Here is a 26,628-nt window from a genome sequence, read left to right as displayed (position 1 = left end):
TGCCGGGCTCACGAATTGTGATCGGTCCGAAAGCGTGCCGAACCATTACCATTCGATGAAGCGGAATAAACGCTCCGCGTGAAGGTAATCGTAACCGGAACTCCGTAACGTCGACATCCGACATTGCAGAATTCAATCGGGCCGATGCAACTCCCACTGAAGAACGCGACTTTCCACACGGATGTTCAGCCGGACAGGCGCGATGGCCATCAGCCGCCGGATCGGGCGCTCGGCCGCGTCATCGCTTGCGACGGCTCGCGTGCCACGATCCTCAGCGCGGTCTCGACCGGCAACTGGCTGGCGACCGATGCCTGGGCCATCGGCCGTATGGTGTCGATCAACCTGGGTTCGAGCCGCATCGTCGCGCTGGTCTACAAGCTGCAGGCCGTCGACGACGCCTGGAACGAGGCGGAGGAGAACCCGATCCGGGTCGAGGTGGAGTTTCTTGGCGAGGTCTTGGAAAGCGCTGAGGGCCGGCTGCGTTTCCAGAGCGGCATCAGCAACTTTCCGCCGATCGGCGCGATCGCCCATCGCATCCGCTCCGGCGATCTCGCGCTCGTGCACGACCTCGGCGACCGCGCCGGCGTCGAGATCGGCCATGTCACGCAGGACGCGAGCATCCCTGCGACCGTCAGCGTCCAGGACATGCTCTCGCGCCATTTCGCGCTGGTCGGGACGACCGGCGTCGGCAAGTCGAGCGCGGTTGCGCTGCTGCTGCGCCGTGCCGTCTCGGTGCGGCCGCGCCTGCGCGTGCTGATCCTCGATCCGCACAACGAATATTCCAGCGCCTTTCCCGACCTCGCCCTGACCATCGACGGCGAAAGCCTGGATCTGCCATTCTGGATGTTCAAGCAGGATGAGCTGGCCGATGTCGTGTTTCGGGCGCGCGCCGCCCTCGACGACGAGCCGGACATCTTGCGCGAGGTCGTCTCGGCCGCGCGGGCGCGTTACCGCATGCCCAATGCGCAGGATAGGGCGCGCGATCTCGGCTCGAGCCTGTTGAAGCGTCCGCTGGATCTCGGCATCGCGCGCCAGTCGGCTGATACACCGCAGGTCGGGCCTGTCGATGCGGTCACCCCCTATCGGCTGAAGGACGTCTTCACGGTCATCGACGAGCTGATCGGCCTGCACGAGCAGCGCTGGCCCCGCGCGGCCCTGCGTTCGCTCAAGGTGCGGCTGGAATCGCTGCATGCCGATCCGCGCTACCGCTTCATGTTCGGGCGGGCGAACATGTACGAGACCGTCGCGCCGATCCTGGCCCAGATCTTCCGCATCCCGATGCATGGCCGGCCGATCACGGCGTTCCAGCTCGGCGGCTTGCCGGGCGAGGTCGTCAATGCGGTGGCCTCGGTGCTGTCGCGCCTGGCCTTCGATCTCGCCACCGCCAGTCAGGGCGCCTGCGAGATCCTGGTGCTGTGCGAGGAGGCGCATCGCTATGTCCCCTCGGACCCTTCGCTCGGCTTCTCCCCGACGCGCCAGGCCCTTGCCCGCATCGCCAAGGAAGGCCGCAAATACGGCGCCTATCTCGGCATCGTGACGCAACGCCCGGGCGAGCTCGACCCGACCATCCTGTCGCAATGCTCGACCATCTTCGCGATGCGGCTGGCCAACGAGCGCGACCAGCAGATCATCCGCTCGGCGATCTCCGACGCCTCCGCCAGCACGATCAATTTCCTGTCCTCGATCGGCAATCGTGAGGCGATCGCCTTCGGCGAGGGCGTCGCCACCACGATGCGGATGCGCTTCGCCGAGCTCAAGCCGCACGAGCTGCCGGCGATGGGCGCGCGCGGCGGCGAGGTCACGAGCCGGTTCGAACCGACACTGGACGACATGGTGCGCCGCATGGGCTCCTGACACGGTGCCGGCGGCGAGTGAAATTCTTGCATCGCTGTGGCTTTGCCTGTAAGGCCGTGCTCAATCCATTCCCTGCATCGCTGAGATCGGAAGAAGCCGGCCATGGCTCGCGTTACCGTTGAAGACTGCATCGACAAGGTCGAGAACCGCTTCGAGCTGGTGCTGCTCGCCAGCCACCGCGCGCGGATGATCCAGTCGGGCTCGTCGATCCTCGTCACCCGCGACAACGACAAGAATCCCGTCGTCGCACTGCGCGAGATCGCCGACGAGAAGCTCAAGCCCGAGGATCTGAAGGAAGACCTGATCCACTCGCTGCAGAAGCATGTCGAGGTCGATGAGCCGGAGCTGGAGACCGTTCCGCTGCTCGCCAGCCCCACCAGCGCTGCGACGCCCGACAGCGAAGTCCAGTTCGACCGCATGAGCGAAGAAGACCTTCTGCGCGGCCTCGACGGCCTCGTGCCGCCGACCGAGAGCGCCGACGACGAGGACTGATCCTCGGTCAGGAAATCCGGTGCGCTGATCGAATGTGAATCGATTGTTCACCGTTTTCCGCTAAAGCCCGGCAGTGCCGGGCTTTTTTCATGGCCCCCTTCCGGAAAACGCCTTGCTGCCGCCAATGCCTGTGCAAATAATAATGTGTTGCAATGATCGCAGGATGAGGCTGGGGCCCGCATGGGCATGATGCGGCAATACGAGCTCGTTGACCGGGTCAGGAGCTACAATCCGAATACCGACGAGGACCTGCTCAACCGGGCCTATGTCTATGCCATGCGCGCGCATGGCACGCAGAAGCGCGCCTCCGGCGATCCGTTCTTCGCGCATCCCCTCGAAGTCGCGGCGATCCTGACCGATCTCAAGCTCGATGACGCCACCATCGTCGCCGCCGTCCTGCACGATACGGTCGAGGATACGGCCGCGACGCTGGAAGAGATCGAGACCATGTTCGGGCCGGATATCCGCCGGCTGGTCGACGGCCTCACCAAGATCAAGAAGCTCGACCTCGTCTCGAAGAAGGCGGCGCAGGGCGAGAATTTCCGCAAGCTGCTGCTCGCCATCGCCGAGGATATCCGCGTCCTGCTGGTCAAGCTCGCCGACCGGCTGCACAATATGCGCACCCTGCATTTCGTCCCGCCCGAGAAGCGCCTGCGCATCGCCGAGGAGACGATCGAGATCTACGCCCCGCTCGCCGGGCGGATGGGCATGCAGGAACTGCGCGAGGAGCTGGAGGAACTCTCCTTCCGCCACATCAAGCCCGAGGCCCATGCCACCGTGACCAAGCGGCTGGAGGAGGTGACCGTGCGGGAGGGCAAGGTCATCGGCGAGATCGAGGAGGACCTGAAGGGCAAGCTCGCCGCCAGCGGTATCCGGGCCGAGGTCTTCGGGCGCCGCAAGCGGCCCTATTCGATCTGGAAGAAGATGGAGCGGAAATCCGTCTCCTTCGAGCAGCTCTCCGACATCTTCGGCTTCCGCGTCATCGTCGCGAAGCCGGAGGATTGCTACCGCGTGCTCGGCATCGTCCACATGACCTGGCCGATGGTGCCGGGCCGCTACAAGGACTACATCTCGACGCCCAAGCAGAACGACTACCGTTCGATCCATACGACCGTCGTCGGGCCCGGCCATAGCCGCGTCGAATTGCAGATCCGCACCGACAACATGGACCGCATCGCCGAATACGGCATCGCCGCGCATGCCCACTACAAGGATGGCCGGGCCGGCGAGCCGATCAGCCTGGCTGACGAGAGCCGCGCCTATCAATGGCTGCGCCGCACCGTCGACCTGCTGGCCGAGGGTGACAGCCCGGAAGAGTTCCTCGAACATACCAAGCTCGAGCTCTTCCACGACCAGGTCTTCTGCTTCACGCCGAAGGGGCGGCTCATCGCCCTGCCGCGCGGCGCGACGCCGATCGACTTCGCCTATGCCGTCCATACCGATGTCGGCAACGGCGCCGTCGGCGCCAAGATCAATGGCCGCATCGCCCCGCTGCTGACCGAGTTGCAGAACGGCGACGAGGTCGAGATCACCCGCGCCGACGGGCAGGCCCCTCCGGCCGCCTGGGAATCGCTCGTCGTCACCGGCAAGGCGCGCGCCGCCATCCGCCGTGCCACCCGCACCGCGGTCCGCCGCCAATATGCCGGCCTCGGCCGCCAGATTCTCGAACGCGCCTTCTCGCGCGCCGAGCGCGCCTTCTCGGACGACAAGCTCAAGGCGGCGCTGAAGCGCCTCGCCCGCAACACCGTGGACGACGTGCTGGCAGCAGTCGGGCGCGGCGAGATGTATTCGGGCGACGTCGTCAAGGCGGTCTACCCGGATCTCGAACCGGAGAAGCGTGTCTCGACTGAGGGCAAGCCGGGCGCCGCTGCCGATGGCAAGGGCTGGTTCGAATTGCGCAAGGGCGAGAACCTCAAGTTCAAACTGCCGGGCGAGGAGCCGGACACCGCCATCCCGATTCGGGGCCTTGGCGGCGACCTGCCGGTGCGCTTCGCGCCGCAGGGCGGGGCCGTACCGGGAGACCGCATCGTCGGCATCCTGACGCCGGGCGAGGGGGTGACGATCTATCCGATCCAGTCGCCGGCGCTCGCCGCCTTCGACAACGAGCCCGATCGCTGGCTCGATGTCCGCTGGGACCTGGACGACAAGGCGCCGCAGCGCTTTCCGGCCCGCATCGCCCTGAAGTCGATCAACGAGCCCGGCTCGCTCGCCCAGATCACCACGACGATCGCGGAGCATGACGGCAACATCGACTCCGTTTCGATGAACCGGCCGAACCCGGACTTCACCGACGTCACCATCGACCTCACGGTCTGGGACCTGAAGCATCTCTCGGCGATCATCAGCGAGTTGCGCGAGAAGCGTGTGATCAGCCGCGTGGAGCGCGTCGTCGGGTAGGGCGCTGCCAACGCCGTCATGCTCGGACTTGACCCGAGCATGACGGAAACCAGCTCGTCTCGTCATGAGATTCTCGGGTCGAAGCTGCGCGTCGCCCGAGAATGACGGGATTATCCCCGGAACGCCGCCGCCAACTCGCGCACGAAGGCGCCCGCGCGTGGCGTCGCGACATTGCTTCTGAGCACGACCTGCGATCCGCCGAGCGACGGCAGGCCCCATGCGGGCCCGACATCCACGCTGCCCGCCGGCGCGATCCGCGCGGCCAGCGGCGAGACGCCGAGCCCGACCTGAACGGCGGCCGCGACCGCCGCCATGCCGCCGCCGACGAAGGCCTCGCGCCAGGCGATACCGGCGCGATCGAGCGCGTCCATGCTGTGCCGGCGCAGGCGGCATTCGGCGACGAGACTGACGAGCGGCACCGGCGCGTCGGCTTGCCTTACGAGATCGGGTGCCGCGAACCAGCCGACGGCATCATTGCGCAGGACCTCTCCGGTGCGGCCCGGCCCAAGCCGGCGGACGACCACGACATCGAGTTCGCCCCGCTCGAACGCCTCCTCCAGAGCCCGTGACGGCTCGATCCTGAGATTGATCACGATGCCGGGATCATGGGCGGCAAGGCGCGCCAGCACCGCCGGAACCTCGGCACCAACAGCCTGTTCGCTGATGCCGACCGCAATATGCTCCGGCGCCACCGTGAAGGCCGAGAGCGCCTTGCCATGCGCCGCCAGCAAGTCGCGCGCGGCAGGCAGGAAGCGCTCGCCCTCGGCCGTCAGGCGGACGAGCCGGGGATGACGCTGCAGCAGCAAACGGCCGAGCCCGTCTTCCAGCCGTTTCACGCGCGTGCTGATCAGCGACTGCGTGGTGCCGAGCGCCTCGGCGGCGCGGGTGAAGCTTTTCAGCTCGGCCGCGCGCAGGAAGGAGGCGACGGCGTCGATATCCAGTGAAATCATACATCATTATACCATATCATTGATATAGAGATAGATATGGTTTTCAGATCATTGGAGCTGGCCTAGGGTTGCCCTCGAAAGGCGCTGTCGCGCCTCGACAAGGAAACGAGCCATGCCCCTGATCCGGATTTCCATGCGCCGTGGCCGCCCGGCCTCCGAGCCCGCCGCCATCGTCGACGGCGTCTACAAGGCGCTGCGCGAGACCTTCGAGGTTCCCGAGAAGGACCTCTTCGCCATCGTCCACCAGCACGACGCCGACGAGTTCGTCTTCGACGCCAACTATTTCGGCTTCAACCGCAGCGAGAGCCTGGTGATCATTCAGCTCACCGTCGCCAATACCCGCGGCGTGACGCAGAAGAAGAAGCTCTATGCGGCTATCGCCGCGAACCTCGCCCGCGAACCAGGCCTCAGGCCCGACGACGTCTTCATCAACCTCGTCGAGGTCAAGCGCGAGGACTGGTCCTTCGGCGGCGGCATCGCGCAATACGTAGCCTGAAGGCGCTGCGCCCGCGGTTCCCTCCGAAGCGCTCCTGCCCTAAATCCTGTCCTCATGGAATGGACCGACGAGGGCACGATCATCGGCCTCAAGGCTCATGGCGAGAGCGCCGTGATCCTGGAGGCGATGACGCGCGGGCATGGCCGCCATCTCGGCCTGGTCAGGGGCGGGCGCTCGGCCAAGGCGCAAGCCTCGCTCCAGCCAGGCAATCATGTCTCGCTGACCTGGCGCGCCCGGCTCGACGAGCATCTCGGCGAGTACAAGGTCGAGCTGCTGACGTCGCATGCCGCGCGCCTGATCGCCGCGCCGGTCGCGCTCTATGGCCTCGGCACGATCGCCGGCCTGCTCCGCCTCCTGCCGGAGCGCGATCCGCATCCCGGCCTCCATGAAGGGCTCTCCGTTCTCGTCGCTCATCTCGACGAGGCGGAGATGGCGCCGGCCCTGGTCATCCGCTTCGAACTGGCGATGCTCACCGAACTCGGCTTCGGGCTCGATCTGGCGCGCTGCGCCGTCACCGGCTCGCCTGACGATCTCAGCCATGTCTCGCCGAAATCCGGCAAGGCCGTCAGCCGGCGGGCAGCGCAACCCTATCTCGATCGCCTGTTGAAGCTGCCAGCGTTCCTCGTCGAGGGGCAGGGCGGGCGCCGCCCTTCGCCGGCCGATATCCTCGCGGGCTTCGCCCTGACCGGCTTCTTCCTGCGCCGCCACATCCTGGATCCGCGTGGCCTGCGCGAGCCTCCGGAGCGGGCGCGACTGGTCGAATTGGCGACGCGCGCTGCGGCGAATTCGCCCTCGGCCGAATCATCCACCGACTAAGCGCGAAATAGCGGCTTCCGCGTTTGCGCGGGCCGCTTCGTACCTGCATTGTTCTGGCGGGGCGACTCGCGCTGTGCCATAGAGACCGCGCGAAATACGACGAGACGAGGGCTGACGCAGCATGGGCAAACCGGTCGATCCGCCGCCGGAAGATGAAGCCGAGCGCATCGATCTGAAATCGGCGCTCGAAGAGCGCTATCTCGCCTATGCGCTCTCCACCATCATGCATCGCGCCCTGCCGGATGCGCGCGATGGGCTGAAGCCGGTCCACCGTCGCATCCTGCACGCGATGCGGCTGCTCCGGCTCGATCCCGGCCAGGTCCACAAGAAATGCGCCCGCATCGTCGGCGACGTCATCGGCAAGTTCCACCCGCATGGCGACCAGTCGGTCTACGATGCGCTGGTGCGCCTCGCCCAGGATTTCGCCCAGCGCTATCCGCTCGTCGACGGGCAGGGCAATTTCGGCAATATCGACGGCGATAACGCCGCCGCCTATCGTTACACCGAAGCGCGCATGACCGAGGTCGCGCGGCTCCTCCTCGAGGGCATCGACGAGGACGCGGTCGATTTCCGCGAGACCTATAACGGCGAGGACGAGGAGCCGGTCGTGCTGCCGGCCGCCTTCCCGAATCTGCTCGCCAACGGCTCGCAGGGCATCGCGGTCGGCATGGCGACGTCGATCCCGCCGCACAACGCGGCCGAGCTCTGCGACGCCGCGCTCTACCTGATCCAGCATCCGGAAACCTCTTCCGAACAGCTCATGACCTTCGTCCCCGGCCCGGATTTCCCGACCGGCGGTATCATCGTCGAGACCCGCGCCTCGATGGCGGAGACCTACCGCACCGGCCGCGGCGCCTTCCGCACCCGCGCCCGCTGGGTGAAGGAGGATCTCGACCGTGGTGCCTGGCAGGTCGTCGTCACCGAGATCCCCTACATGGTCTCGAAGGGCCGGCTGATCGAGAAGATCGCCGAACTGCTCAATGACAAGAAGCTGCCGCTGGTCGCCGACCTGCGCGACGAGTCCGCCGAAGACATCCGCATCGTCATCGAGCCGCGCGCCCGCAATGTCGATCCCAACCTGATGATGGAATCGCTGTTCCGGCTCTCCGAGCTCGAAGCGCGTATTTCGATGAACATGAACGTGCTGACCGGTGGGCTGGTGCCGCGCGTGCTCGGCCTTGCCGAGGCGCTGCGTGCCTGGCTCGACCATCGCCGCGAGGTGCTGCAGCGGCGCTCGCGCTTCCGGCTCGGCCAGATCGACAAGCGCCTCGAAATCCTGCGCGGTCTGCTGATCGTCTATCTCGACCTCGACCGGGTGATCAAAATCATCCGCGAGGAGGACGAGCCGAAGATCGAGCTGATGCGGTATTTCGAGCTCACGGAAGTCCAGGCCAACGCGATCCTCGATACGCGGCTGCGTGCCTTGCGCAAGCTCGAGGAGATGCAGCTCAAGACCGAGCTCGACGAATTGACCAAGGAGAAGGAGCAGGTCGAAGGCCTGCTCGCCTCCGAGGCGACGCAGTGGAAGACGATCGCCTGGGATATCCGGCAGGTGAAGAAGACTTTCGGCCCGGAAACGGCGATCGGCAAGCGCCGCACCGATTTCGCGGACATGCCGGACACCACCGATATCGACCTGACCCAGGCCATGGTCGAGCGCGAGCCGATCACCGTGGTCATCTCGAAGAAGGGCTGGATCAGGGCGCTGAAAGGCCATGTCCAGGACCGCTCCAGCTTCTCCTTCAAGGGAGACGACGCGCTCCAGACCGCCTTCTTCACCGAGACCACGGCGAAGGTGCTGGTGCTGGCCTCGAACGGCAAGGTCTTCACGCTGGATGCTTCCAAGCTGCCGGGCGGGCGCGGCTTCGGCGATCCGATCCGCCTGATGATCGAACTGGAGGAGACGGCCGAGATCGTCTCTGCCTTCCCGTACAAGCCGGGCTCGAAGCTGCTGATGGTCACGAGCGAGGGCAGGGGCTTTGTCGCGCCGGCCGACGATGTCGTCGCCAATACCCGTAAAGGGCGGCAGGTGCTCAATGTCGATGGCAAGACGGTCGCGGTGCTGGCGGTGCCGGCCGATGGCGACCATGTCGCGATCATCGGCGAGAACCGCAAACTGCTCTGCTTCCCGATCTCGGAAGTCGCGGAGATGGGCCGCGGCAAGGGCGTGCGCCTGCAGCGCTACAAGGATGGCGGCCTCTCCGACGCGAAGACCTTCAACCTTGCCGAGGGGCTGACCTGGCTCGACACCTCCGGCCGGACCTGGACGGTGACGCAGGCCGATCTGCTGGAATGGCTCGGCCACCGCGCCGAAGCCGGCCGCCTGCCGCCCAAGGGCTTCCCGAAGAGCAATACGTTCGGGGGATGAGGGGAGGCGCCCCGCGTCATGCTCGGGCTTGACCCGAGCCTCTCGGAAACCAGCACACTCCCGGCATGAGATTCTCGGATCAAGCCCGAGAACGACGCCAGATCAAAAGCTTATGCGAGAAAGCGGAATCAATCCCGTAACCGCCTGAATCAAATCCTCAGCGGATCGCCTCGCCGACGACGCCGACTTCGAGACCCATCGTGATCTTGTCGGTGACGGCCCAGAGCACGCCGGCGCGGGCCTCGGGCCGCACGGCGATGCTGCTGCGGCTGAAAGGCGAGGAGAAATTGGTGGGGCCGAAGCGCCAGGTCTCGTTGGCCGCGCTCATGCCGACCGTGGTGTAGAGCATGACGTCAGGCGTCACCAGGACGCCGGCCTTGACCTTGAAGGCGCCGGCGAGGTCGCGCGTATAGGCGGCATTGCCGAAGCTCGGATAGCCGTAGCCGCCCATGGCCGGCATGTAGTCGATCGCGCCGGCGATGCCATAGACGAAATTGCCTTCCCGCCGCATCGTCCCGGCTTCAAGCCCGATCGTCGGCCCGGCGCTGGTGCGCATGTGCTTGCCGCTGGTGACCTGGAAGCCCGAGGAGATTCGGGCATAGGACCCCTCCCATTTCGGCGAGAGGCTGGGCTGGTCCCAGGCGAAGGAGGGCAGCGGCGCGAAGCCGGAGAGAGGCAGGAGCGCCTGCGCCTCAGCCGATGCGCCGGCTCCCAGCAAGGCGGCGAGCGTCGCGGCGGAAAGAAGCGGAAATCTCACGTCGAAAGCGTCCTCGCGACAGCGTGCCCCGTTGGAAGCTAGCATGGAGCGGGGCGAATGTCGCGGTTTTGTGGCCGGGCCCGGCCGCGCCTCAGGCGATCTTGGTCCTGAGCTTGAGGAAGCGCAGGGTCCGCTCCGCCGTCGCGAGATCGAGCTTGTCATAGGCGTCGACATCGTCGTCGACGTCGCGGGAGGAGAAATAGAGCCGCCGTGCCCGCAATTGCAGGATGGCGCGGAAGGCGGTGGAGCCGATGCCGAGCGAGCGGCAGGCGACGGCGATGCCGCTGGAATCCCGCTGCATCAGCACGCGCAGCGCCTGTTCGATCGAGATGCCGCCGATTTCCGCGAGCACCTGCGAGAGGTGATAGGCGCGATCCTCGTCCGCCAGCATGGTGAGCACGTCGTCGACTTCGCGCACCTTGGCGGCGAGATCGGAGAGCAGGAGCTTGACCTCGAGGCGTTGCTGGCGGGCCTGCCGGGCGAGCGAGACATTCGCGTCCGAGGCAGGCGCCGCGCCGCCGCCGTCAGAGAATTGCTCGACGATCCGCAGCACGCGCTGGGCCCGGTTCGGCGCGAGATCGGAGCGGCGGGCGAGCGCGTCGGTGATGGCGGCGTCGCCCTCGCCGCGTTCGAGCAGCCGGTCGAAGCCGCGATCGGAGAAGGCCGCGCCTTCGTTGGCGCTGACGGTATGCAGCACCTTCTGGTCGCCGCGCTCGACCAGGATGTCGGTGACGCCCTCGGACAGGCGCGCACGCTCGGCGATGGCGACGAGGTGCTGCTGCGACTGGCTGACGGCGATCGCGGCGAGGTCGGTATCGGTCAGGACCGGGGAAAGTGACAGCACCAGCCGCGCGACCTCGGCATTGCTGTCGCCGCCGAGCGTAACGGCGACATTGTGCGGCAGGGTCGGCATGGTGGCGACGCGGTCGGCATAGCCCTTGCGATCCTCGTCGCCGAGATGGCCGAGCGAGCCTGCCGCGATCTCCCCGTAATGCTCCTTCGCGGCCTCGTTGGGGTCGTGGTCGAGCAGGAACAGGTCCGTGACGGCATGGAGAAGCTGCCGGCGCGAATCCGACGACATGTCCGCCGGCATCCGGGTCAGGTTACGCAGCATGATGGCTCCCACGGCAAAGCAGTGGCAGCACTCTGCGCAGGTCCGGCTTGATTTACTCTTAAGGCGACAACGCTCTTTATCTGAACAACGGGGCGATGGTGCCCCGTTGTTCAGACCGTGGAGGCCTGCCGCTCGGAGAGGCAGGCATCTTCATTTATGCACCTATAGGTTGCATTTTTCTTACCAGAATACCGTCGACTGCGACCATGACGATGAGCGACAGGCCCACCAGCGGAAAGGCGAGCCCGCCGATGGCGAGCAGTGCGACGACCCCCCGCAGCGTCGCCTTCTCCGCAGGCAGCGGCGGCACGCCGAGCGACCCTTGCGGACGCCGCTTCCACCACATCACCAGCGCGGAGATGCAGAGCAGGACGATAGCCAGGCAGGCAGCCAGCAGCACGAGCTGGTTCGCCAGCCCGAATTCCTGGCCCATATGGACATTGATGCCCCATTCCAGCGCCTTGCCGAGCGGGCCGTAATCAGCATAACTCATGTCGATCAGGGGCTTGCCGCTATACTGGTCGAGATGGATGACGCGCTGGAGCGCCATGTCCTTCGGGTAGACCGAGCCGGTATAGACGCCGCCCGGACCGCCCGGGAGATTGACGGCATAGCCGCGGGTCAGGCCCAGACGGTCGAAGGCCGCGACGGCGGCGTCGAGGCCGATCGGTTCGCCCCCTGCAACCTGCGATACCGGTAGTTTGGCCTGCTCCAGCGACCATGTGGTCGGTGCGACATGGGCGAGATGCTCGTCCGACATCGGCAGGGCAACGCGGACACCGGCCGGATAGCCGAAATTATGGCCGTTGGCCCATTGGTTGACCTTGTTGCCCCACAGCACCGACCAGGGCATGCCGGTGATCGCCAGGAACAGGATGAAGCCACCGGCGACGAGCCCGGTCACGGCATGAAGATCGCGCCAGAACACGCGCTGGCGCGGCTTGCCCCTGACCGTGACCACCCCGCCGCTCTGCTTGCGCGGCCACCACAGATAGAGGCCGGTCAGCACCAGCAGGATCGCCCAGCCGCCGGCGATCTCGATGGCGCCATTCGCGACCGGCCCGAAATAGGCGAGGCTGTGGATCTGCCGGATCACCCACATCACCGTGCCCTTGTCCGGAATCTGGCCAAGCACGCGGGCATCGTAGGGATCGATATAGACGACCATCCGCGCCCCCGCCGCATCGCGGATGGTGACCTCGGCGGAGGCGGTCGCGCTTTCCGGCGGGATGAATTTCACGGCCTGGCCGGGGAAGGCCTTCACCGCTTGCGCCACGATCTCGCTGGGCGGCCGCTCGCCCGTCATGCGGGCCTCGACCTGTTTGACGTCGCGATGGATCAGGCCGTCGATCTCAGCCTTGAACAAGTAGAGCCCGCCGGTCACGGCCAGCAGGATGAGGAAGGGCAGGGTGATCAGTCCGGCATAGAAATGCCAGCGCCAGACGGCGCGATAGACGGATGCGGCTGGTCCGCCCGCGCGTTCGGGCGCGGCCGTCGCCGTTGAGACGATTGTCATGGATAAATCCTGGTCTGAGCTGAAGGGAGAAGGGCTTCAGACCAGGACAGGAGGAGCGCGGGCACCCAGCGGATAGCCCGGCGCAGGCGGCGCCGAGACTTGCTCGGACGGCAGATGGCGGGCGAATGCGACGGCGGGCCGGCGCGCCACGAAGACAGCGGCCGGAGATGGCGGCGGCAGCGCGATCGCCGTCGACAGGCACAGCGTCGCGCAGCAATCGGGCAGTTTCGCGCCACCGCTATCGGAAGCCGGGTCGAACGGAGCCGTTTGGCCGGGCGCGCAGAGCGGATGCAGGAGGCCGGGCGAAGGCTGCGCCGACAAGCCGGCCGCAAGCGCGACCAGCGTCGTCTGCAGCACGAGGACATAGACGGCGACGAGCGCGATCGCGCTCCTCCGCCAGCTTGTCCGTCCTGCCGTTCCCGTCATGGGACGAGGCTTAGCCAATCCGCTCGACCAGCGGAAGCGGGCTTCGTGACGCGCCCTTGCTTATGCCGGCAGGCAGGCCGGGCCGAGCGGCTCGAAGCTCTTGTAGGTCAGGATGAATTCCTGATGGCCCAGTTCTTCCGATTTGGTCCGGCCGCCCTGGCCGAGCGAGACGACGAGATCGCGGATCTCGGTGCCGACCTCGTCGAGCCCGGCACGGCCTTCGAGGATGCGCCCGGCATCGACATCCATATCCTCGGACATCCGGCGGTAGGTCTCGGGATTGGCGCAGATTTTCACCACCGGCGAGATCGCCGAGCCGACGACCGAGCCGCGCCCCGTCACGAACAGCACGCAATGCGCGCCGCAGGCGATCAGTTCGGCGATCTCGGCATTGTCGTTGATATTGGGGAAGCCGAAGCGCACTTCGCCATCCGGCACGACGTCGAGCAGGTAGAGCCCGCCATGCGGCGGCACGTCGCCGGGCTTGATCAGGCCGGAGATCGGCGAGGCGCCCGACTTGGCATAGGCACCCATCGATTTCTCCTCGATGGTCGAGAGCCCGCCCTCGGCATTGCCGGCGGCGAAGGAGCCGTATCCCAGCGTCGCGTAATAGCGGGCCGCCTTGGCCACGGATTTCTCCAGCTCGGCGCCGAGTTCTGGCGTAATCGCGCGTGCCGCCATGATGTGCTCGCAGCCGATCAATTCGCCGGTTTCCTCGAAGATGCAGGCGGCGCCTTCGGCGATGAGCTGGTCGAAGGCGCGTCCGGCGGCCGGATTGCCGGTGATGCCGGAGGTGCCGTCCGAGCCGCCGCAGACCGTGCCGATCACGAGTTCGGAGACGGCCATCGGCACGGTCTCCTGCGTGTCGAGCAGGGCGCGCTGCTCCTCGATCCAGGCCCGGCCCTCGCGGATCGAAGCGCGGGTGCCGCCGGTGCCCTGGATGATGATGGTCTTCACCGGCCGCCCGCTGGCGCGCACGGCCCGCTCCAGCGCGTATTTGTTGAAGCTCTCGCAGCCGAGCGAGACGAGCAGCACGGCGCCGACATTCGGATGGGTGCAGAGCTGCTCCATCATCCGCTCGGCATAGGGGTTCGGGTAGCAGCCGGGAAAGCCGATGGCGTGGACGCCTTCCTCGCGCCAGGGCAGGGCGATCTCGCGGGCGACATGGTGGGCGCATTCGACGAGATAGGCGACCGCGACGGTGTTGCGGATGCCCTTGCGCCCGTCGGACCGGAGATAGCCGCGCATCGTGCTCATGCCGAGGCTCCCGCCTTGCGTTCGTCTTCGAGATGGTAGGTCGGCGTGTAGTCGCTGCGCATGTTGTGGACATGGACATGCGCGGCCGGCGCGATCGCCTCGGTCGCGACGCCGATCGGCGCGCCGTATTTCAGGATCTTCTCGCCGGCTGCGATGGCGCGCCGCGCGACCTTATGGGCGAGCGCGATGTCGCGGTCGAGCGCGGCCGGGCCGGCGCCGGTCTCGACGCTCTCGCCGGCTTTCAGCCGAACCCGCGCGACGAGGACATTGTCGCGCGGATCGAGCAGGATGAGGCGCGGATCGTGGGTCATGGTGAGCCGCCCTTCGAAGGAGGGATCGCGTCAGAACTTGCCGTATTGCAGATAGGCCTTCTGCGGATCGGTGCCGGCGAGGATCGCGGTGCGGACCTTGTTCTCGGCCGAGATCGCCGTCTCCGACTTGTCCAGCACCTCCTCGATGATCTCGACGGGAATGCGGACGACGCCGTCGCGGTCGGCGAGGATGTAGTCGCCCGGCCGAACCCAGACCTCGCCGATCTTGATCGGCTCGTCGACCGCCTTGGGCAGCCAGGCGCCGACGATGTCGCGTGGCGTATAGGCCTTGAAATAGGCCTGGAAGCCCATCTCGACCATGAACTCGGTATCGCGTGACAGACCGTCGATGACGCAGCCGCGCACGCCCTTGTTCTTCAGCGTCTCGGCCGAGAGCTCGCCCATCAGCGCGATCTCGTTGGTGTTCGGCTGGCAGACCCAGACATGGCCGGGCTTGGCGGCGGAGAGCAGGCCGGTCCAGCCCAGCAGCGTCTCATGCGCGTCGAATTCGCCGGTCTTGCCCTCGACCGTAAAGGCGGGGCCGGCGAGTTTCTGGCCGGGCAGGAGCGGGCGCAGTTCCGGCGGCAGGACGAAGTCCTTCAGGCCCATCGCCCGCATCGTGTCGTGGATGATGCCGGTATAGCAGCGCTCCAGCCTGTCGGTCAGTTCCTGGCTCATCATTCCTCCGGTTCGGCCCCTGTCGCGCGGATCTGCTGCCGGGCCGCTAGCGATAGAGTGTCGGGAGGAGCGAGGCGCGGCAAGCGCGTTTTCCGCGCGTCGCGAATGCGTTTCAATCGGTTGAATCGTTGTGGTCGACGCGCTCCCAGCCCTGCGGCATCAGGCGCTCCTGCGGCAGGAAGCGCGATTTGTAGGCCATCTTGGGCGAGCCCTCGACCCAGTAGCCGAGATAGACGTAAGGCAGGCCGAGCCGGCGCGCCCGGGCGATATGGTCGAGCACCATGAAGGTGCCGAGCGAGCGCAGCTCCAGACCGGGGTCATAGACCGAATAAACCATCGAGAGCCCGTCGCTGAGCGTATCGGTCAGGGCCATCGCGAAGAGATCGCCTTCGCCGCGTCCGGTGAAGCCGGAATCGGGGCCGCGGCGGCGGTATTCGATCAGGCTGGTCTCGACATGGCTGTCCTCGACCATCATCGCGAAATCGAGCGCCGACATCGTCGCCATGCCGCCATCGGGATGGCGCTCGTCGAGATAGGAGCGGAACAGGGAATAGTGCTCGGAGCGCGGTCGCGGCGGCAGGGCCTCGCCGATCAGGTCGCTGTTGCGGGCTAGCACGCGGCGGAAACTACGCGACAGGCGGAAATCGTCGACGCAGACCCTGACCGAGACGCAAGCCCGGCAGATTTCGCAGGCCGGCCGGTAGGCAATGCTCTGCGAGCGCCGGAAGCCGCCCTGCGAGAGCACGTCGTTGAGCTCGCGCGCCTGCGAGCCGACGAGGTGCGTGAACACCTTTCGCTCCTCGCGCCCCGGCAGATAGGGGCACGCGGTCGGCGAGGTCAGGTAGAATTGCGGGGCATCCCGCAATGGGCGCGTCACGTCGGTTGGCTCCCCGGAAGCTTCCACCTTCAATGTAGCATCGGCCGCACCGGCAACAAGCGCGGCGCGGCCGATCGGGAAGCGGTTCTCGGCTTTTTGATCTGGCTCAACCGGTCAGGCGCGCACGACGACCAGTCCGGTCAGCAGGTCGTGGCCCATGCGCCGGTCCGCGCGGGCGAAGCCGCAGGCGACGTCGACGAGCCAGAGCAGGAAGGTGCCGGCCGCGACATAGAAGAGCAGCGCATGCACGGCAGCGGCGAGCCCGTCGGGGCGTCCGCCGGAAGCGGTCTCGACCCGCAAGCCCGCGATACGCATGCCCCAGGTCGACTGCTTGCGCCCGCCGATCGTCAGCGCGGCATAGCCGAGCGCGGTCGCGACCGTGGCGATCGGAATCAGCAGCCAGGTCGCGCCGAAGGTGACGATGCCGAGCGCGAACAGCAGGAAGAAGACCAGCCAGCCCAGAAAGAACAACGCGACGATGTCGACGAGCCAGGCGAACAGTCGCGAGCCGAGAACGCCGCTGACGTTCTGGTAGGGACGCGGCTCCAGCGCCGTGATCGGCGGCTGGCCATAACGGGTATCGCTCATCGGGATTTCGATCCTCCATCGGCGCGCGGGAAATTGGCGCCCGGGAGATAATGTTTGATCAACGGGCCGGTTCCGCAAGACCGCGCGGCAGAATCCGCCGTGGTGCGAAGCCGTTTTTGGCGAGCGCATCCTCGATCGCGCGCGAATGCGCTGCCCCGCGCGTCTCCACCGTGACGTCGAGTGAGACGCCCTTGGCCGGCACGTCGAGGAAGAGGCGGCCATGGCTGACCTCGAGGATATTGGCGCCTTCCTCGCCGAGCAGGCTCGCGATCCGGCCGAGCAGGCCCGGCCGGTCGCTGGTGGTCAGGCGGAAGGCGACGATGCGGTCCTCGCGCTCCAGCTCGCGCACCATGATCGCTGCGAGCAGGCGCGTGTCGATATTGCCGCCGGTGAGCACGAGTCCGACCTTGCGGCCGGCATAGCGCTCCGGTTCCTTGAGCATCGCCGCAAGGCCCGCTGCGCCCGCCCCCTCGGCCAGGCTGTGCTGAAGGCTCGCATAGGCGTTGACGGCGCGCTCGATCAGGTCCTCTCCGACGAGGACGATGTCGCCGACGAGGCTCGATATCACCGGCAGGGCGAGCTGGCCGACGGTCTTGACTGCGATGCCTTCGGCCAGCGTCGGCCCGCCGATCGGCTTGTCCTGCGCCTGCACGGCATTGAAGAAGGACGGGTAGAGCGCGGCCTCGACGCCGATCAGTTCGATGCCGGGCTTGATCGCCTTGGCCGCGATCGCGTTGCCGGCCATCAGCCCGCCGCCGCCGAGCGGGATGACCAGCACGTCGAGATCGGGCTCGTCGGCCAGCATCTCGCGCGCGATCGTCCCTTGCCCCGCCATCACCGCCGCGTCGTCATAAGGGTGGACGAAGGTGAGCTGCTCGCTGCCTGCGAGCTCGTGAGCCTTGTCGGCGCATTCGTAGAGGGTCTCGCCATGCAGTACGACGCGGGCACCATGGGCGCGGGTGTTCTCGACTTTCACCAGCGGCGTCGTCTCCGGCATCACGATCGTCGCAGGCGTGCCGAAGCGCCTGGCGTGGTAGGCGACGGCCTGGGCATGGTTGCCTGCCGACATCGCGATGACGCCGCGCGCCCGCTCGGCCTCGCTCAGCGAGAGTAGCTTGTTGACCGCGCCGCGCTCCTTGAAGGAGGCGGTGGCCTGCATGTTCTCGTGCTTCACCAGCACGGTCGCGCCCGTCAGCTCCGACAGGCGCGGCGCTGGCACCAGCAGCGTGCGCAGCACATGCCCCGCGATCCGGCCGGCGGCTGCGTCGATATCCTCGGGGGTGATCGCGAAGCTCTCGCTCATGCTCGGGTCTCGATTCCGGTCGACGCAGGTGGAGAACAGGCCTCACACCCGTCGCGGCGTCAATTCGCCATCGCCGAAAAAGCCGCCGGGGCGCCAGATCAGCACGATGGCGAGCAGGCAATAGACGGCAAGGTCGCGCTGCTCGATCGGCAGCGCCGCCGACCAGACCGCCTCGAAGGCGGCGATGCAGAGGCCGCCGAGCGCCGCCCCGCTGACCGAGCCGATGCCGCCGAGGATCGCCGCGACGAGCGCCTTCAGCCCGAGCGAGAAGCCGCCCGCGAAGCCCATGCCGCCATAGATCGCGGTGACGATGACACCGGCGATGCCGCAGGCCGCGCAGGCGATGATGACGGCGACGTCATGGACGGCGCGGGCATCGACGCCGAACAGCGCGGCGGTCTTCGCATCGTCCGATACCGCCCGCCAGGCCCGGCCATAGGCCGTACGCCGGATCAGCAGGACGACGCCGAGCGTGGCACCAAGGCCGATGACGGCAAGTGCCAGCGCGAGCGGATTCAGCGTGACCACGAAATCGCCGGCATGCGCCAGCGCGATCGGCGTGTTGAACACCGGCGGCAGCCAGCGCAGTTCAGGCCCCTGCGCCAGCCGGAGATATTCGGACATCGCGATGGCGAGCCCGATCGTGGCGATCAGCATCTGCTGGCCGGTGGCGCGCTCGAGATGACGCAGCACGAACCGGCCCATGGCGAAGCCGTGCAGGGCGCAGACAGCGATCGCGACGGTGAAGGCGACGGCGAGGCCCGAGAGCGGCGTCGAGATCGCAAGCGAGAGCAATAGCGCGACCCCGACGACGGAGGCGAGCGCGCCGAGCGCAGCGAATTCGCCGAAGCTCAGGATGATCCGCCCGGTCAGGCCGTAGACGAGCGCATAGGCCGCCGCGAGCATGCCGTAGATCGCGGCAGAGGGCAGGGCGCTCAGACCCTGCTGCAGGCCATAGGCGAGGCCGGCCGGGATCGCCGGCAGCGTCTCGGCAGCGGGTTCGGCCGGGTCCGGCGGCGGCGAGGCCCGATCCTCCAGATAGAAGCGTCGCAGCAGATAGAAGCTCGCATCGGCCATCGGCCGCCCATCGGAAGCGATGCCGACAAGCGCACCGCGGCTCGGCCCGCTGCCCTCGCCGGCGAACAGGCAGTCGATGCTCCGGTGGCGCGAGAGCCCGTCGCCGAGCTGGACCCGGTAGAACAGCCGCAGCGCCCGGGGCACCGGACCGTTGGTGGTCCGTTCGATCTCGATGCGGGCGTTCGGCGGATTGAGCGGCGGGATCGCCTGTCGGCAGAGCCGCATCTGGTCGGTATCGAAATCGCTGCCGCAGCCCGCGAGGGCGAGCGTAACGACGGCCAGAATCGACAGGAGGAGCGAGCGCATGCTGGCACCACGGTAGCGCTTGCGGGGCAGGGGTGTCATCCCGTGCGCGGTGCAGCGCGAAGCGGTGCTCCGCAGACACGGGACCGTCGGCAGAAAGAGGCGCCTTTTCCTGGGGACGGTCCCGCATCTGCGCAGCGGCATTGCACGCCGCAGCGCGTGCGGGAAGACGCGCTAGCTCGAAGCGTGCGAGCCGAGATAGCGGCTCAGGATCTGAACCTCGTCCGTCAGTTCCTGCGCCTTGTCATCCCGGCCGAGGCGCCGATAATCCGCTTCCGCGTCGTTCCGGGCCCGAATTTCGGCTTCGACCAACTGGCGAATATCATCCTGGCTCAGTCCTCGGCGCGGCACCTCAACAGCGCTGTCGCCGAAGGCATGGAAGACATAGGTGTCGTGCTTGTCCCCGACGGGAACGGCCTGCGCATTGTCGATCGCGGAGATCAAGCCGCGCAGGGTTGTTACCTCGGCGGCGTTCCGCTCCCGCATAGCCGTCCGCAAGTCGGCCTTCAGCACGGTCAGGAAGCTCTGGCTTTCATCCGTCGTCATGTCGAAACCGTAGATGGTCCTGGGCCGCGCTGTCATCCCGTGCGCGCTGCGGCATGCAATGCCGCTGCGCAGACACGGGACCGCGTGACGAGAAGGCGCCTTTCCTGCAAGCGATCCCGCATCTGCGCAGCAGCACTGTCGCGCCGCAGCGCGTGCGGGATGACACCCTCTGAGGCGATGCTCTGTCTGCTGCTGCGCTTTTTGCTTACGCGCCGGCCTTCAGCTTCTTCGCCACGCGCGGCGCGAAATAGGTGAGCACACCGTCGGCGCCGGCACGCTTGAAGGCGAGCAGGCTTTCAAGCATCGCCTTGTCGCCGTCGAGCCAGCCGTTATTCGCGGCGGCCATGATCATCGCGTACTCGCCGGAGACCTGGTAGGCGAAGGTCGGCACGCGGAAATGGTCCTTCACCCGCGCCACCACGTCGAGATAGGGCAGGCCGGGCTTGATCATGACCATGTCGGCGCCCTCTTCGAGATCGAGCATCACTTCCGCGATCGCCTCGTCGGAATTGGCCGGATCCATCTGGTAGGTGCGCTTGTCGCCGACGAGCGTGGCATTGGTGCCGATCGCATCGCGGAACGGGCCGTAGAAGGCCGAAGCGTATTTCGCCGCATAGGCCATGATCTGCACGTCCTCATGGCCGTCGCCGTCGAGCGCGGCCCGGATCGCACCGATGCGCCCGTCCATCATGTCGGAGGGGGCGATCACGTCGGCCCCGGCATCGGCAAGTGCGAGCGCCTGTCCGACGAGGATCTGGACGCTGGCGTCGTTGAGGACGCGCTCGCCCTCCATGACGCCGTCATGGCCATGCGAGGTGTAAGGGTCGAGCGCGGCGTCGCAGATGATGCCGATCCCGGGCACCTCGCGCTTGATCGCGCGCACGGCGCGGCACATCAGGTTGCCGGTATTGAGCGCTTCCGAGCCGGTGGGGTCGCGCAGGGCTTTGTCGACATAGGGAAAGGGCGCGATGGCGGGAATGCCGAGCGCGGCCGCTTCCGCCGCCTGGCGGACCGCCTCGTCGATATTGAGCCGGTCGACGCCGGGCATCCATTCCACCGGGGACCGGGCTTCGCTGGAATCCATCAGGAAGATCGGCCAGATCAGGTCGTCGGTCGTCAGCGCAGATTCCCGCACCAGCCGGCGCGACCAGTCCGCCTTGCGGTTGCGCCGCATGCGGCGCGTCAGGCCGAGCGAAGGCGCCTCGTCCTGGCGGGACAGGGGGGTGGGGAAAGGCCGCACGACCCGGGATTCCATGGCAATTGCCTCAAGCGATAATCGGTACAGGCGCGGCTTTCGTCATGCGGGCGAAACCGGCCGAGGCTTTCCATAACACATCGGAACGATTCCAAAACAGGGCGCATGGTCGCAAGTTTGCCGGCGTCGCCCTGGTCATGGCCGCCTGCCGCCCGCCGATCCGTCGCGTTGACAAGCCTTGCCCCGCCTTCCAGAACCGCAGCCCATCGAAGCGGGATCGGACCATGATTCAGGATCGCGAGATCATCTGCGAGATTCGCGGCGCCGCCGGCGTCGTGGTGCTCAACCGGCCGAAGGCGCTGAATGCGCTGAGCCTCGGCATGGTCCGCGAACTCGCCCGCGCGCTCGACGCCTGGGAAAACGATCCGCAGGTCGCGCGTGTCGTCGTCGTCAGCACGAGCGAGAAGGCCTTCTCTGCCGGCGGCGACATCCGCTGGCTGCATGATTGCGGCAAGGCCGGGCGGCATGACGAGATACTCGCCTTCTGGGGCGAGGAATACATCCTCAACCACCGCATCAAGACCTATCCCAAGCCCTATGTCGCGCTGATCGACGGCATCGTCATGGGCGGCGGCGTCGGCATCTCCTTGCATGGCAGCCACCGCATCGCCGGCGACCGCTATCTCTTCGCCATGCCGGAGGTCGGCATCGGCTTCTTCCCGGATGTCGGCGCGACCTATGCCTTGCCGCGTCTCGACGGCGGCTTCGGCAGCTTCCTGGCCCTGACCGGCGAGCGCGTCGGCGCGGCAGATGCGATTTCGTCTGGGCTGGCGACCCATGGCGTGCCCAGCGAGCGGATGGCGGAACTCGCGGATGCGCTCACCCGGCCGGGCGCGATCGACGACATTCTCGCCGGCTTCACCTTGCAGCGCGGGCCCGGCCCCCTGCATGGCGAGCGGGCGATGATGGCTGAGGCCTTCACGGCAGCGACCTTGCCGGAGGTGATCCAGCGCCTGCGCCAGGCTGCCGAAAACGGAAGTGGCTTTGCCGGCAAGCTGCTGCAGACCATCGCGGTCAAATCGCCGACAAGCGTCGCCATCGCCTTCGAACAGATGCGCCGCGGCGGCGACCTCGATTTCGCGGAAGCGATGCGCACCGAATACCGCATCGTCTCGCGCATCGCCCGCGGCCATGACTTCTATGAGGGCGTGCGCGCCGTGGTGATCGACAAGGATCAGGCGCCACGCTGGCAGCCATCGACGCTCGATGCGGTCGATCCGGCCGCTATCGCTGCCTATTTTGCGTCGCTCGGCACCGGTGAACTGAAGCTGGAGGGCTGAGCTTGGGTTTGGGTGGGAACGGCGAGGCCCTGCGCGGCACCGGGACGGGCGAGGCCGAAGGCAAGCAGGCGAACCGGTGGCGGCTCGTCCTCGTCTGGTTCCTGCGCCTGCTCTCGGCCTTCTGGCTCGCCAAGGGACTGACGGCCTGGGCCGTGATCTTCGGCCTGCCCGGAAACCCGCAGCCGCCCTTCGAGAACCGCCTGCTGAGCTATCAGGCGATCATCGTCTATTTCGCGGTAATCGACCTCGTCGCCGCCGTCGGCCTCTGGCTGACCTCAACCTGGGGCGGCGTGCTCTGGCTGCTGGCCGCGATCAGCCAGATGCTGCTCGGCTTCCTCTTCCCGCGCTTCGTGCCGATGACGGCCTGGCTCGTCGGCCTCTATATCGGGCTGATCGCCGTCTATTTTCTGGCGACCTGGGCGGCCGAGAACGAGGCGGAATAGCGGGTGCCGCGACAGCCCGGCCACCACGCGCGGCCCGTCGATTGCTCCGAGTCATGGTAAGAATCGCTTTAGCTTAAGCGTTTCTGGCTTCACTTACGATTCACCCAAAGGGGTAAATCCCTGATTCATCCTGATATTTAAACTCGTTTTCATCCGGTCCAGCTTATGGTGTGTTTCAGAAGCGGACCGGGAGACAAATCCTGGCCGACACACAACAGGCGGGATATACCATGAAAGCGAGCGTCAAGACTTCTGAGGTTGCCAAGACTGGTGATGCAGATCTCAACGTGAAGCCTCTTTATCTTGAGTCCCTCACGCTGGTGGAGCGTCTGCATCGCCGCCTGCTCGACGTCATCAAGGATGAGTTCGAGCGCCGCGGCCGTGACGACGTCAACAGCGTGCAGGCGCTGCTGCTCTACAATATCGGCGATGCCGAGCTCTCGGCCAGCGAGCTGCGGACCCGCGGCTACTACCTTGGCTCGAACGTCTCCTACAACGTCAAGAAGCTGGTCGAGCTCGGCTATCTCCACCACGCCCGGTCGCGCATCGACCGCCGCTCGGTTCGCATCAGCCTGACCGAAAAGGGCGCGAGCGTGCACGATATCGTGAAGGGCGTGTACGACAAGCATGTCCGCACGGTCGAACAGATCGGCGGCATCGCGGCCGACGATTTCGAGCGGATGAACAACGCCCTGCTGCGCCTGGAGCGCTTCTGGACCGACCAGATCCGCTACAAGCTCTGAGATAAAGCGGTTTTCCTAACCGCATCATATCCGCCTGCCTGAGCGCGGCTGGGACGACGTCCCGGTCGCGCCGGCGCGTTTTCGGTCGGCGCTGAGCCTCGACTGTGGTTTTGCTGCCATGCATGCGGCAAAACGTGGCCATGCCCTAAAATCGCCTCTGTCATCACGCCTCGTTAACTGTGCTAGGACACCGTCGATCGCCGAGAGGTCGCCGTCGCACCATTGCGTCGCCAGCGTCGCCCCATCAGGCGGCGTTTTCTTGTGGCCTGCGTTGCAAGCGTGAAGCCTTGAAGAGGGAAGAGATGTCGCAATTGAGCCTGACCCGCCGCGAAACGGTGCTGGCCCTGCTTTCGGGCGCCGCCACGGTCGCCGCTGCACCGGTGCTCGCCCAGCAGGCCGAGTGGCGCCAGAGCTACGATGCCGGCGCGCGCAATGCCGTGGCGCGATCCTCGACGCCGATGCTGTCGGCCGAGGCCCTGCAGGCGACCGAGCAGGCGATCGTGGCCTACCGTGACCTCGCCGCGCGCGGCGGCTGGCCGCAGGTCCAGTTGCCCGATCGCATGGGCGTAGGCGCCAAGGGGCAGGGTGTCGTGACCCTGCGTCGCCGCCTGATCATCACCGGCGATCTCGATGCCGCGGCCGGCGACAGCAACATCTATGATTCCTATGTCGAGGCGGGCGTGCGCCGCTTCCAGTCGCGCGTCGGCCTGTCGACGACGGGCGCAATCAATCGTGCGACCGTCGCTGCCCTCAACGTGCCGATCGACCACCGCATCCGCCAGCTCGAGACCAATGTCGTCCGGCTGCGCAGCTGGTCCGGCAATCTCGGCGGCCGCTATGTCGTCGCGAATATCCCGGCCGCTATGGTCGAGACCGTCGAGAACGGCCATGTCGCGACGCGCCATGCGGCCGGCGTCGGCAAGATCGACCGCCAGTCGCCCTTGCTCCAGACCCGGATCCCCGAAGTCAATTTCAATCCGACTTGGACGGTTCCCGCCTCGATCATCCGCAAGGATCTGATCCCGAAGATGCGCAAGGAGCCGGGCTATCTCACCGAGAACAAGATCCGCATCATCTCGTCCAGCGGCAGCGAGATTTCGCCCGCCAGCGTGAACTGGAATTCGGACGAGGCGACGCGCTACACCTTCCGGCAGGACCCGGGCGGCGAGTTCAACTCGCTCGGCTTCGTGCGCATCAACATTCCGAGCCCGCACGGCGTCTACATGCACGACACGCCGTCGAAGGGCATCTTCGGCGACGACTATCGCTTCGTCTCCTCGGGCTGCATGCGTGTCCAGAACGTGCGCGACTACGTTGCCTGGCTCCTGAAGAACACGCCCGGCTGGGATCGCGCCAAGATTGACGAGACGATCCAGTCCGGCCAGCGCGTCAACGCCCGCATCGCCGATCCGGTGGCGTGCTACTGGGTCTATATCACCGCCTGGGCCACGCCCGATGGCGGCGTGCAGTTCCGCGACGACATCTACAACAAGGACGGCCTCGGGCCGGCGCCGGTCGCCGCGCTGCAGGGCGATCAGGACATCTGACGCTCCGGTTTCGGCTGTGCTTTTCGAACCCGCCGGTGATCCGGCGGGTTTTTCTTTGAGAGCGGCTTCGCGGGGCTTAGCGCACGGTGACTGTGATGCATCCCGAAAGGGTGACGCCCGGTACCTTCGGCGTGGTGTTGCTGGTGCAGAACGTGTCGCTGCCCTGGAAACCCTTGTTGGGCGTGTAGGTCAGTCCGCTCCTTGTCACAGCGACCTTGCCCGAGCCGGGTGCTCTGGTGACGGTGACCTGGGTTGCCGGGATTCTCGTCTTGGCGGTTTCGTTGATCACACCCGGGAAGCTTATGCGGCATGTCTTGTCCGCTATGCTCATCTCGAATTGGCCGGCCCCGTTGCCGGTGCCCCAGCCCCTTCCGTTGGTTCCGGTGCAGGCCGCCTGAGCGGCCGAAAGTGTCGAATATCCGACGGCGACGTAGGTGATCATGGTGATGAGCACGCGCATGTCTGCCCTCCCTGAAGCTATTGAAGGGGCTACCTTCGGGCATGGCATGAGCAACGGCAAGCGTTTCGTGATGTCGATGGGGCAGGCCCGAATGAAAGGCTGCCAACTAAGTTATCGTTTCCTGCTCAATAGCCGGCTCTCCGCCCATGATGCTGGCAAGGCGGTGATCTTGACTGCTACGCTCTACGACAAGACAGGCTAGAAGGAATCTCGATGAGATCTTGCACTGCGATTGAACGGCGCTGGCTGCTTGCGAGACTGGAGAAGCCGGCGCCGGCAGGCTTCAGCGCGTCAGCCAGGACGGCATGACGTAACCGACGCAGCGCGCTTCTCCGGGCCCTGGATTCATGACCTCGAAGGCCGGGACGGGGCAGTTGTTTCGCGGCGCGGGGTTGCCGAGGCGCGTGATGCTGCCGTCGCCGTCGCCGTCGAACCAGCGATGGACGCTGGTCGAGCCGCCCGGGTAGTATTGCCTGGTCACCTGCCAGCCTTCGGCTGCGGCATCCTGGCTGATCAGCGGCATCGACAGGACGAAGACGCTCGCACTGCCGAGAAATGCCTTCCTGATCTGCTTGGAGATCGGCAGAGTCGAAGCTGGAACACGGCTCGCGTTCTGTTTTGGGGCGTTCTGTGTCATCGAGAGGCATCCAGTGTTGCGCTAGGTCATGCGCAGCAAGCTGCAAGCCATAAATCGTTAACCATGATGGCGGCCCGATGTCGTTGCGTCGACGTCCGGTTCCGGCTCGCGCGATAGGGGCAGAAGGGGAGCCGGCC

The 26,628-nt window shown here is 66.5% G+C and carries 27 protein-coding genes; 11 read left to right on the top strand and 16 right to left on the bottom strand.

Annotation, left to right across the window (positions count from 1 at the left end; translation table 11 throughout):
* Window positions 1-144 precede the first annotated feature (144 nt).
* The 3 genes from AC1RLU_RS08630 (at window position 145) to AC1RLU_RS08620 (ending at window position 4,743) form a co-directional block, all read left to right on the top strand.
* Window positions 145-1,854: an ATP-binding protein gene (locus tag AC1RLU_RS08630; protein WP_492794989.1), complete on the top strand. Its 1,710-nt coding sequence runs from the start codon at window positions 145-147 to the stop codon at window positions 1,852-1,854.
* 102 nt (window positions 1,855-1,956) lie between these two features.
* On the top strand, window positions 1,957-2,346 hold the full coding sequence (gene rpoZ / locus AC1RLU_RS08625) for a DNA-directed RNA polymerase subunit omega (protein ID WP_061964096.1): 390 nt from the start codon (window positions 1,957-1,959) through the stop codon (window positions 2,344-2,346).
* 186 nt (window positions 2,347-2,532) lie between these two features.
* Window positions 2,533-4,743, top strand: a complete 2,211-nt coding sequence (locus AC1RLU_RS08620; RefSeq protein ID WP_492795247.1) for a RelA/SpoT family protein — start codon at window positions 2,533-2,535, stop codon at window positions 4,741-4,743.
* Window positions 4,744-4,853: 110 nt separating this feature from the next.
* Here AC1RLU_RS08620 and AC1RLU_RS08615 read toward each other — a convergent pair whose 3' ends face one another.
* Complete coding sequence (locus tag AC1RLU_RS08615) at window positions 4,854-5,693, bottom strand: LysR family transcriptional regulator (RefSeq protein ID WP_492794987.1); 840 nt, start codon at window positions 5,691-5,693, stop codon at window positions 4,854-4,856.
* Between the two features lie 112 nt (window positions 5,694-5,805).
* Here AC1RLU_RS08615 and AC1RLU_RS08610 point away from each other — a divergent pair, with 112 nt between their 5' ends.
* The 3 genes from AC1RLU_RS08610 (at window position 5,806) to parC (ending at window position 9,373) form a co-directional block, all read left to right on the top strand.
* Window positions 5,806-6,189 (top strand): tautomerase family protein, encoded by a 384-nt coding sequence (locus AC1RLU_RS08610; RefSeq protein ID WP_091855561.1) that lies wholly within the window; start codon window positions 5,806-5,808, stop codon window positions 6,187-6,189.
* A gap of 54 nt (window positions 6,190-6,243) precedes the next feature.
* Window positions 6,244-7,005, top strand: coding sequence for a DNA repair protein RecO (recO, locus tag AC1RLU_RS08605; protein WP_492794985.1), 762 nt, complete (start codon window positions 6,244-6,246; stop codon window positions 7,003-7,005).
* Between the two features lie 121 nt (window positions 7,006-7,126).
* Window positions 7,127-9,373, top strand: a complete 2,247-nt coding sequence (parC, locus tag AC1RLU_RS08600; RefSeq protein WP_061964088.1) for a DNA topoisomerase IV subunit A — start codon at window positions 7,127-7,129, stop codon at window positions 9,371-9,373.
* Window positions 9,374-9,530: 157 nt separating this feature from the next.
* On the opposite strand, the gene AC1RLU_RS08595 is transcribed toward parC, so the two are convergent.
* The 13 genes from AC1RLU_RS08595 to hemB form a co-directional block, all read right to left on the bottom strand.
* Entirely contained in the window at window positions 9,531-10,130 is a 600-nt protein-coding gene (locus tag AC1RLU_RS08595) for an outer membrane protein (protein WP_061964086.1), read from the bottom strand.
* A 91-nt stretch (window positions 10,131-10,221) separates the two neighbouring features.
* Window positions 10,222-11,244, bottom strand: coding sequence for a DUF2336 domain-containing protein (locus AC1RLU_RS08590; RefSeq protein WP_492794984.1), 1,023 nt, complete (start codon window positions 11,242-11,244; stop codon window positions 10,222-10,224).
* 154 nt (window positions 11,245-11,398) lie between these two features.
* Window positions 11,399-12,760 (bottom strand): PepSY-associated TM helix domain-containing protein, encoded by a 1,362-nt coding sequence (locus AC1RLU_RS08585; protein WP_492794982.1) that lies wholly within the window; start codon window positions 12,758-12,760, stop codon window positions 11,399-11,401.
* 36 nt (window positions 12,761-12,796) lie between these two features.
* Entirely contained in the window at window positions 12,797-13,186 is a 390-nt protein-coding gene (locus tag AC1RLU_RS08580) for a hypothetical protein (protein ID WP_492794980.1), read from the bottom strand.
* 60 nt (window positions 13,187-13,246) lie between these two features.
* On the bottom strand, window positions 13,247-14,443 hold the full coding sequence (locus AC1RLU_RS08575; RefSeq protein ID WP_492794979.1) for a UxaA family hydrolase: 1,197 nt from the start codon (window positions 14,441-14,443) through the stop codon (window positions 13,247-13,249).
* Window positions 14,440-14,754, bottom strand: a complete 315-nt coding sequence (locus tag AC1RLU_RS08570; RefSeq protein ID WP_142115231.1) for a UxaA family hydrolase — start codon at window positions 14,752-14,754, stop codon at window positions 14,440-14,442. The genes AC1RLU_RS08575 and AC1RLU_RS08570 overlap by 4 nt, the downstream gene beginning before the upstream one ends.
* A gap of 30 nt (window positions 14,755-14,784) precedes the next feature.
* Window positions 14,785-15,432 carry an RraA family protein gene (locus tag AC1RLU_RS08565; RefSeq protein ID WP_492794977.1) on the bottom strand — a complete coding sequence of 216 codons (648 nt, stop codon included), beginning with the start codon at window positions 15,430-15,432 and terminating at the stop codon, window positions 14,785-14,787.
* 112 nt (window positions 15,433-15,544) lie between these two features.
* Window positions 15,545-16,309 (bottom strand): arginyltransferase, encoded by a 765-nt coding sequence (locus AC1RLU_RS08560; protein ID WP_091855553.1) that lies wholly within the window; start codon window positions 16,307-16,309, stop codon window positions 15,545-15,547.
* A 114-nt stretch (window positions 16,310-16,423) separates the two neighbouring features.
* Window positions 16,424-16,897: an RDD family protein gene (locus tag AC1RLU_RS08555; protein ID WP_185745235.1), complete on the bottom strand. Its 474-nt coding sequence runs from the start codon at window positions 16,895-16,897 to the stop codon at window positions 16,424-16,426.
* A gap of 58 nt (window positions 16,898-16,955) precedes the next feature.
* Window positions 16,956-18,200 (bottom strand): threonine ammonia-lyase, encoded by a 1,245-nt coding sequence (locus AC1RLU_RS08550; protein ID WP_492794975.1) that lies wholly within the window; start codon window positions 18,198-18,200, stop codon window positions 16,956-16,958.
* A 42-nt stretch (window positions 18,201-18,242) separates the two neighbouring features.
* The gene (locus AC1RLU_RS08545) at window positions 18,243-19,622 is read right to left on the bottom strand and encodes a branched-chain amino acid ABC transporter permease (protein ID WP_492794973.1); all 1,380 of its coding nucleotides are present in this window, start codon (window positions 19,620-19,622) and stop codon (window positions 18,243-18,245) included.
* A gap of 132 nt (window positions 19,623-19,754) precedes the next feature.
* Window positions 19,755-20,093 (bottom strand): GatB/YqeY domain-containing protein, encoded by a 339-nt coding sequence (locus AC1RLU_RS08540; protein ID WP_185745237.1) that lies wholly within the window; start codon window positions 20,091-20,093, stop codon window positions 19,755-19,757.
* A 238-nt stretch (window positions 20,094-20,331) separates the two neighbouring features.
* A complete protein-coding gene (hemB, locus tag AC1RLU_RS08535) occupies window positions 20,332-21,381 on the bottom strand; it encodes a porphobilinogen synthase (protein WP_492794971.1) in 1,050 nt (349 codons plus the stop codon).
* 224 nt (window positions 21,382-21,605) lie between these two features.
* Here hemB and AC1RLU_RS08530 point away from each other — a divergent pair, with 224 nt between their 5' ends.
* From AC1RLU_RS08530 to AC1RLU_RS08515, 4 genes are all read left to right on the top strand, one after another.
* Window positions 21,606-22,661 (top strand): enoyl-CoA hydratase/isomerase family protein, encoded by a 1,056-nt coding sequence (locus AC1RLU_RS08530; RefSeq protein ID WP_492794969.1) that lies wholly within the window; start codon window positions 21,606-21,608, stop codon window positions 22,659-22,661.
* Between the two features lie 2 nt (window positions 22,662-22,663).
* Window positions 22,664-23,104, top strand: coding sequence for a DUF6163 family protein (locus AC1RLU_RS08525; RefSeq protein WP_091855549.1), 441 nt, complete (start codon window positions 22,664-22,666; stop codon window positions 23,102-23,104).
* A 230-nt stretch (window positions 23,105-23,334) separates the two neighbouring features.
* Window positions 23,335-23,847, top strand: a complete 513-nt coding sequence (ldtR, locus tag AC1RLU_RS08520) for a transcriptional regulator LdtR (protein ID WP_061964053.1) — start codon at window positions 23,335-23,337, stop codon at window positions 23,845-23,847.
* A gap of 302 nt (window positions 23,848-24,149) precedes the next feature.
* Window positions 24,150-25,394 (top strand): L,D-transpeptidase family protein, encoded by a 1,245-nt coding sequence (locus tag AC1RLU_RS08515; RefSeq protein WP_492794967.1) that lies wholly within the window; start codon window positions 24,150-24,152, stop codon window positions 25,392-25,394.
* A 76-nt stretch (window positions 25,395-25,470) separates the two neighbouring features.
* On the opposite strand, the gene AC1RLU_RS08510 is transcribed toward AC1RLU_RS08515, so the two are convergent.
* The gene (locus tag AC1RLU_RS08510) at window positions 25,471-25,854 is read right to left on the bottom strand and encodes a hypothetical protein (RefSeq protein ID WP_492794966.1); all 384 of its coding nucleotides are present in this window, start codon (window positions 25,852-25,854) and stop codon (window positions 25,471-25,473) included.
* Between AC1RLU_RS08510 and AC1RLU_RS08505 the strand changes: the two genes are divergently transcribed.
* Window positions 25,853-26,056 carry a hypothetical protein gene (locus AC1RLU_RS08505; RefSeq protein ID WP_492794965.1) on the top strand — a complete coding sequence of 68 codons (204 nt, stop codon included), beginning with the start codon at window positions 25,853-25,855 and terminating at the stop codon, window positions 26,054-26,056. The genes AC1RLU_RS08510 and AC1RLU_RS08505 overlap by 2 nt on opposite strands.
* Window positions 26,057-26,137: 81 nt before the next feature.
* On the opposite strand, the gene AC1RLU_RS08500 is transcribed toward AC1RLU_RS08505, so the two are convergent.
* A complete protein-coding gene (locus AC1RLU_RS08500) occupies window positions 26,138-26,491 on the bottom strand; it encodes a hypothetical protein (RefSeq protein WP_492794963.1) in 354 nt (117 codons plus the stop codon).
* Between the last annotated feature and the right edge of the window lie 137 nt (window positions 26,492-26,628).

Source organism: Allobosea sp. GW822-FHT05A11 (genome assembly GCF_058800455.1).
This window is presented reverse-complemented; position numbering and strand designations above follow the sequence as displayed.

Bases quoted from the DNA above. Each gene is read 5' to 3' on its own strand.
- AC1RLU_RS08630 (WP_492794989.1), top strand. From the start codon at position 145: ATGCAACTCCCACTGAAGAACGCGACTTTCCACACGGATGTTCAGCCG.
- rpoZ (WP_061964096.1), top strand. From the start codon at position 1,957: ATGGCTCGCGTTACCGTTGAAGACTGCATCGACAAGGTCGAGAACCGC.
- AC1RLU_RS08620 (WP_492795247.1), top strand. From the start codon at position 2,533: ATGATGCGGCAATACGAGCTCGTTGACCGGGTCAGGAGCTACAATCCG.
- AC1RLU_RS08615 (WP_492794987.1), bottom strand. From the start codon at position 5,693: ATGATTTCACTGGATATCGACGCCGTCGCCTCCTTCCTGCGCGCGGCC.
- AC1RLU_RS08610 (WP_091855561.1), top strand. From the start codon at position 5,806: ATGCCCCTGATCCGGATTTCCATGCGCCGTGGCCGCCCGGCCTCCGAG.
- recO (WP_492794985.1), top strand. From the start codon at position 6,244: ATGGAATGGACCGACGAGGGCACGATCATCGGCCTCAAGGCTCATGGC.
- parC (WP_061964088.1), top strand. From the start codon at position 7,127: ATGGGCAAACCGGTCGATCCGCCGCCGGAAGATGAAGCCGAGCGCATC.
- AC1RLU_RS08590 (WP_492794984.1), bottom strand. From the start codon at position 11,244: ATGCTGCGTAACCTGACCCGGATGCCGGCGGACATGTCGTCGGATTCG.
- AC1RLU_RS08585 (WP_492794982.1), bottom strand. From the start codon at position 12,760: ATGACAATCGTCTCAACGGCGACGGCCGCGCCCGAACGCGCGGGCGGA.
- AC1RLU_RS08580 (WP_492794980.1), bottom strand. From the start codon at position 13,186: ATGACGGGAACGGCAGGACGGACAAGCTGGCGGAGGAGCGCGATCGCG.
- AC1RLU_RS08575 (WP_492794979.1), bottom strand. From the start codon at position 14,443: ATGAGCACGATGCGCGGCTATCTCCGGTCCGACGGGCGCAAGGGCATC.
- AC1RLU_RS08570 (WP_142115231.1), bottom strand. From the start codon at position 14,754: ATGACCCACGATCCGCGCCTCATCCTGCTCGATCCGCGCGACAATGTC.
- AC1RLU_RS08565 (WP_492794977.1), bottom strand. From the start codon at position 15,432: ATGAGCCAGGAACTGACCGACAGGCTGGAGCGCTGCTATACCGGCATC.
- AC1RLU_RS08555 (WP_185745235.1), bottom strand. From the start codon at position 16,897: ATGAGCGATACCCGTTATGGCCAGCCGCCGATCACGGCGCTGGAGCCG.
- AC1RLU_RS08550 (WP_492794975.1), bottom strand. From the start codon at position 18,200: ATGAGCGAGAGCTTCGCGATCACCCCCGAGGATATCGACGCAGCCGCC.
- AC1RLU_RS08545 (WP_492794973.1), bottom strand. From the start codon at position 19,622: ATGACACCCCTGCCCCGCAAGCGCTACCGTGGTGCCAGCATGCGCTCG.
- hemB (WP_492794971.1), bottom strand. From the start codon at position 21,381: ATGGAATCCCGGGTCGTGCGGCCTTTCCCCACCCCCCTGTCCCGCCAG.
- AC1RLU_RS08530 (WP_492794969.1), top strand. From the start codon at position 21,606: ATGATTCAGGATCGCGAGATCATCTGCGAGATTCGCGGCGCCGCCGGC.
- ldtR (WP_061964053.1), top strand. From the start codon at position 23,335: ATGAAAGCGAGCGTCAAGACTTCTGAGGTTGCCAAGACTGGTGATGCA.
- AC1RLU_RS08515 (WP_492794967.1), top strand. From the start codon at position 24,150: ATGTCGCAATTGAGCCTGACCCGCCGCGAAACGGTGCTGGCCCTGCTT.
- AC1RLU_RS08505 (WP_492794965.1), top strand. From the start codon at position 25,853: ATGTCTGCCCTCCCTGAAGCTATTGAAGGGGCTACCTTCGGGCATGGC.
- AC1RLU_RS08510 (WP_492794966.1), bottom strand. From the start codon at position 25,854: ATGCGCGTGCTCATCACCATGATCACCTACGTCGCCGTCGGATATTCG.
- AC1RLU_RS08500 (WP_492794963.1), bottom strand. From the start codon at position 26,491: ATGACACAGAACGCCCCAAAACAGAACGCGAGCCGTGTTCCAGCTTCG.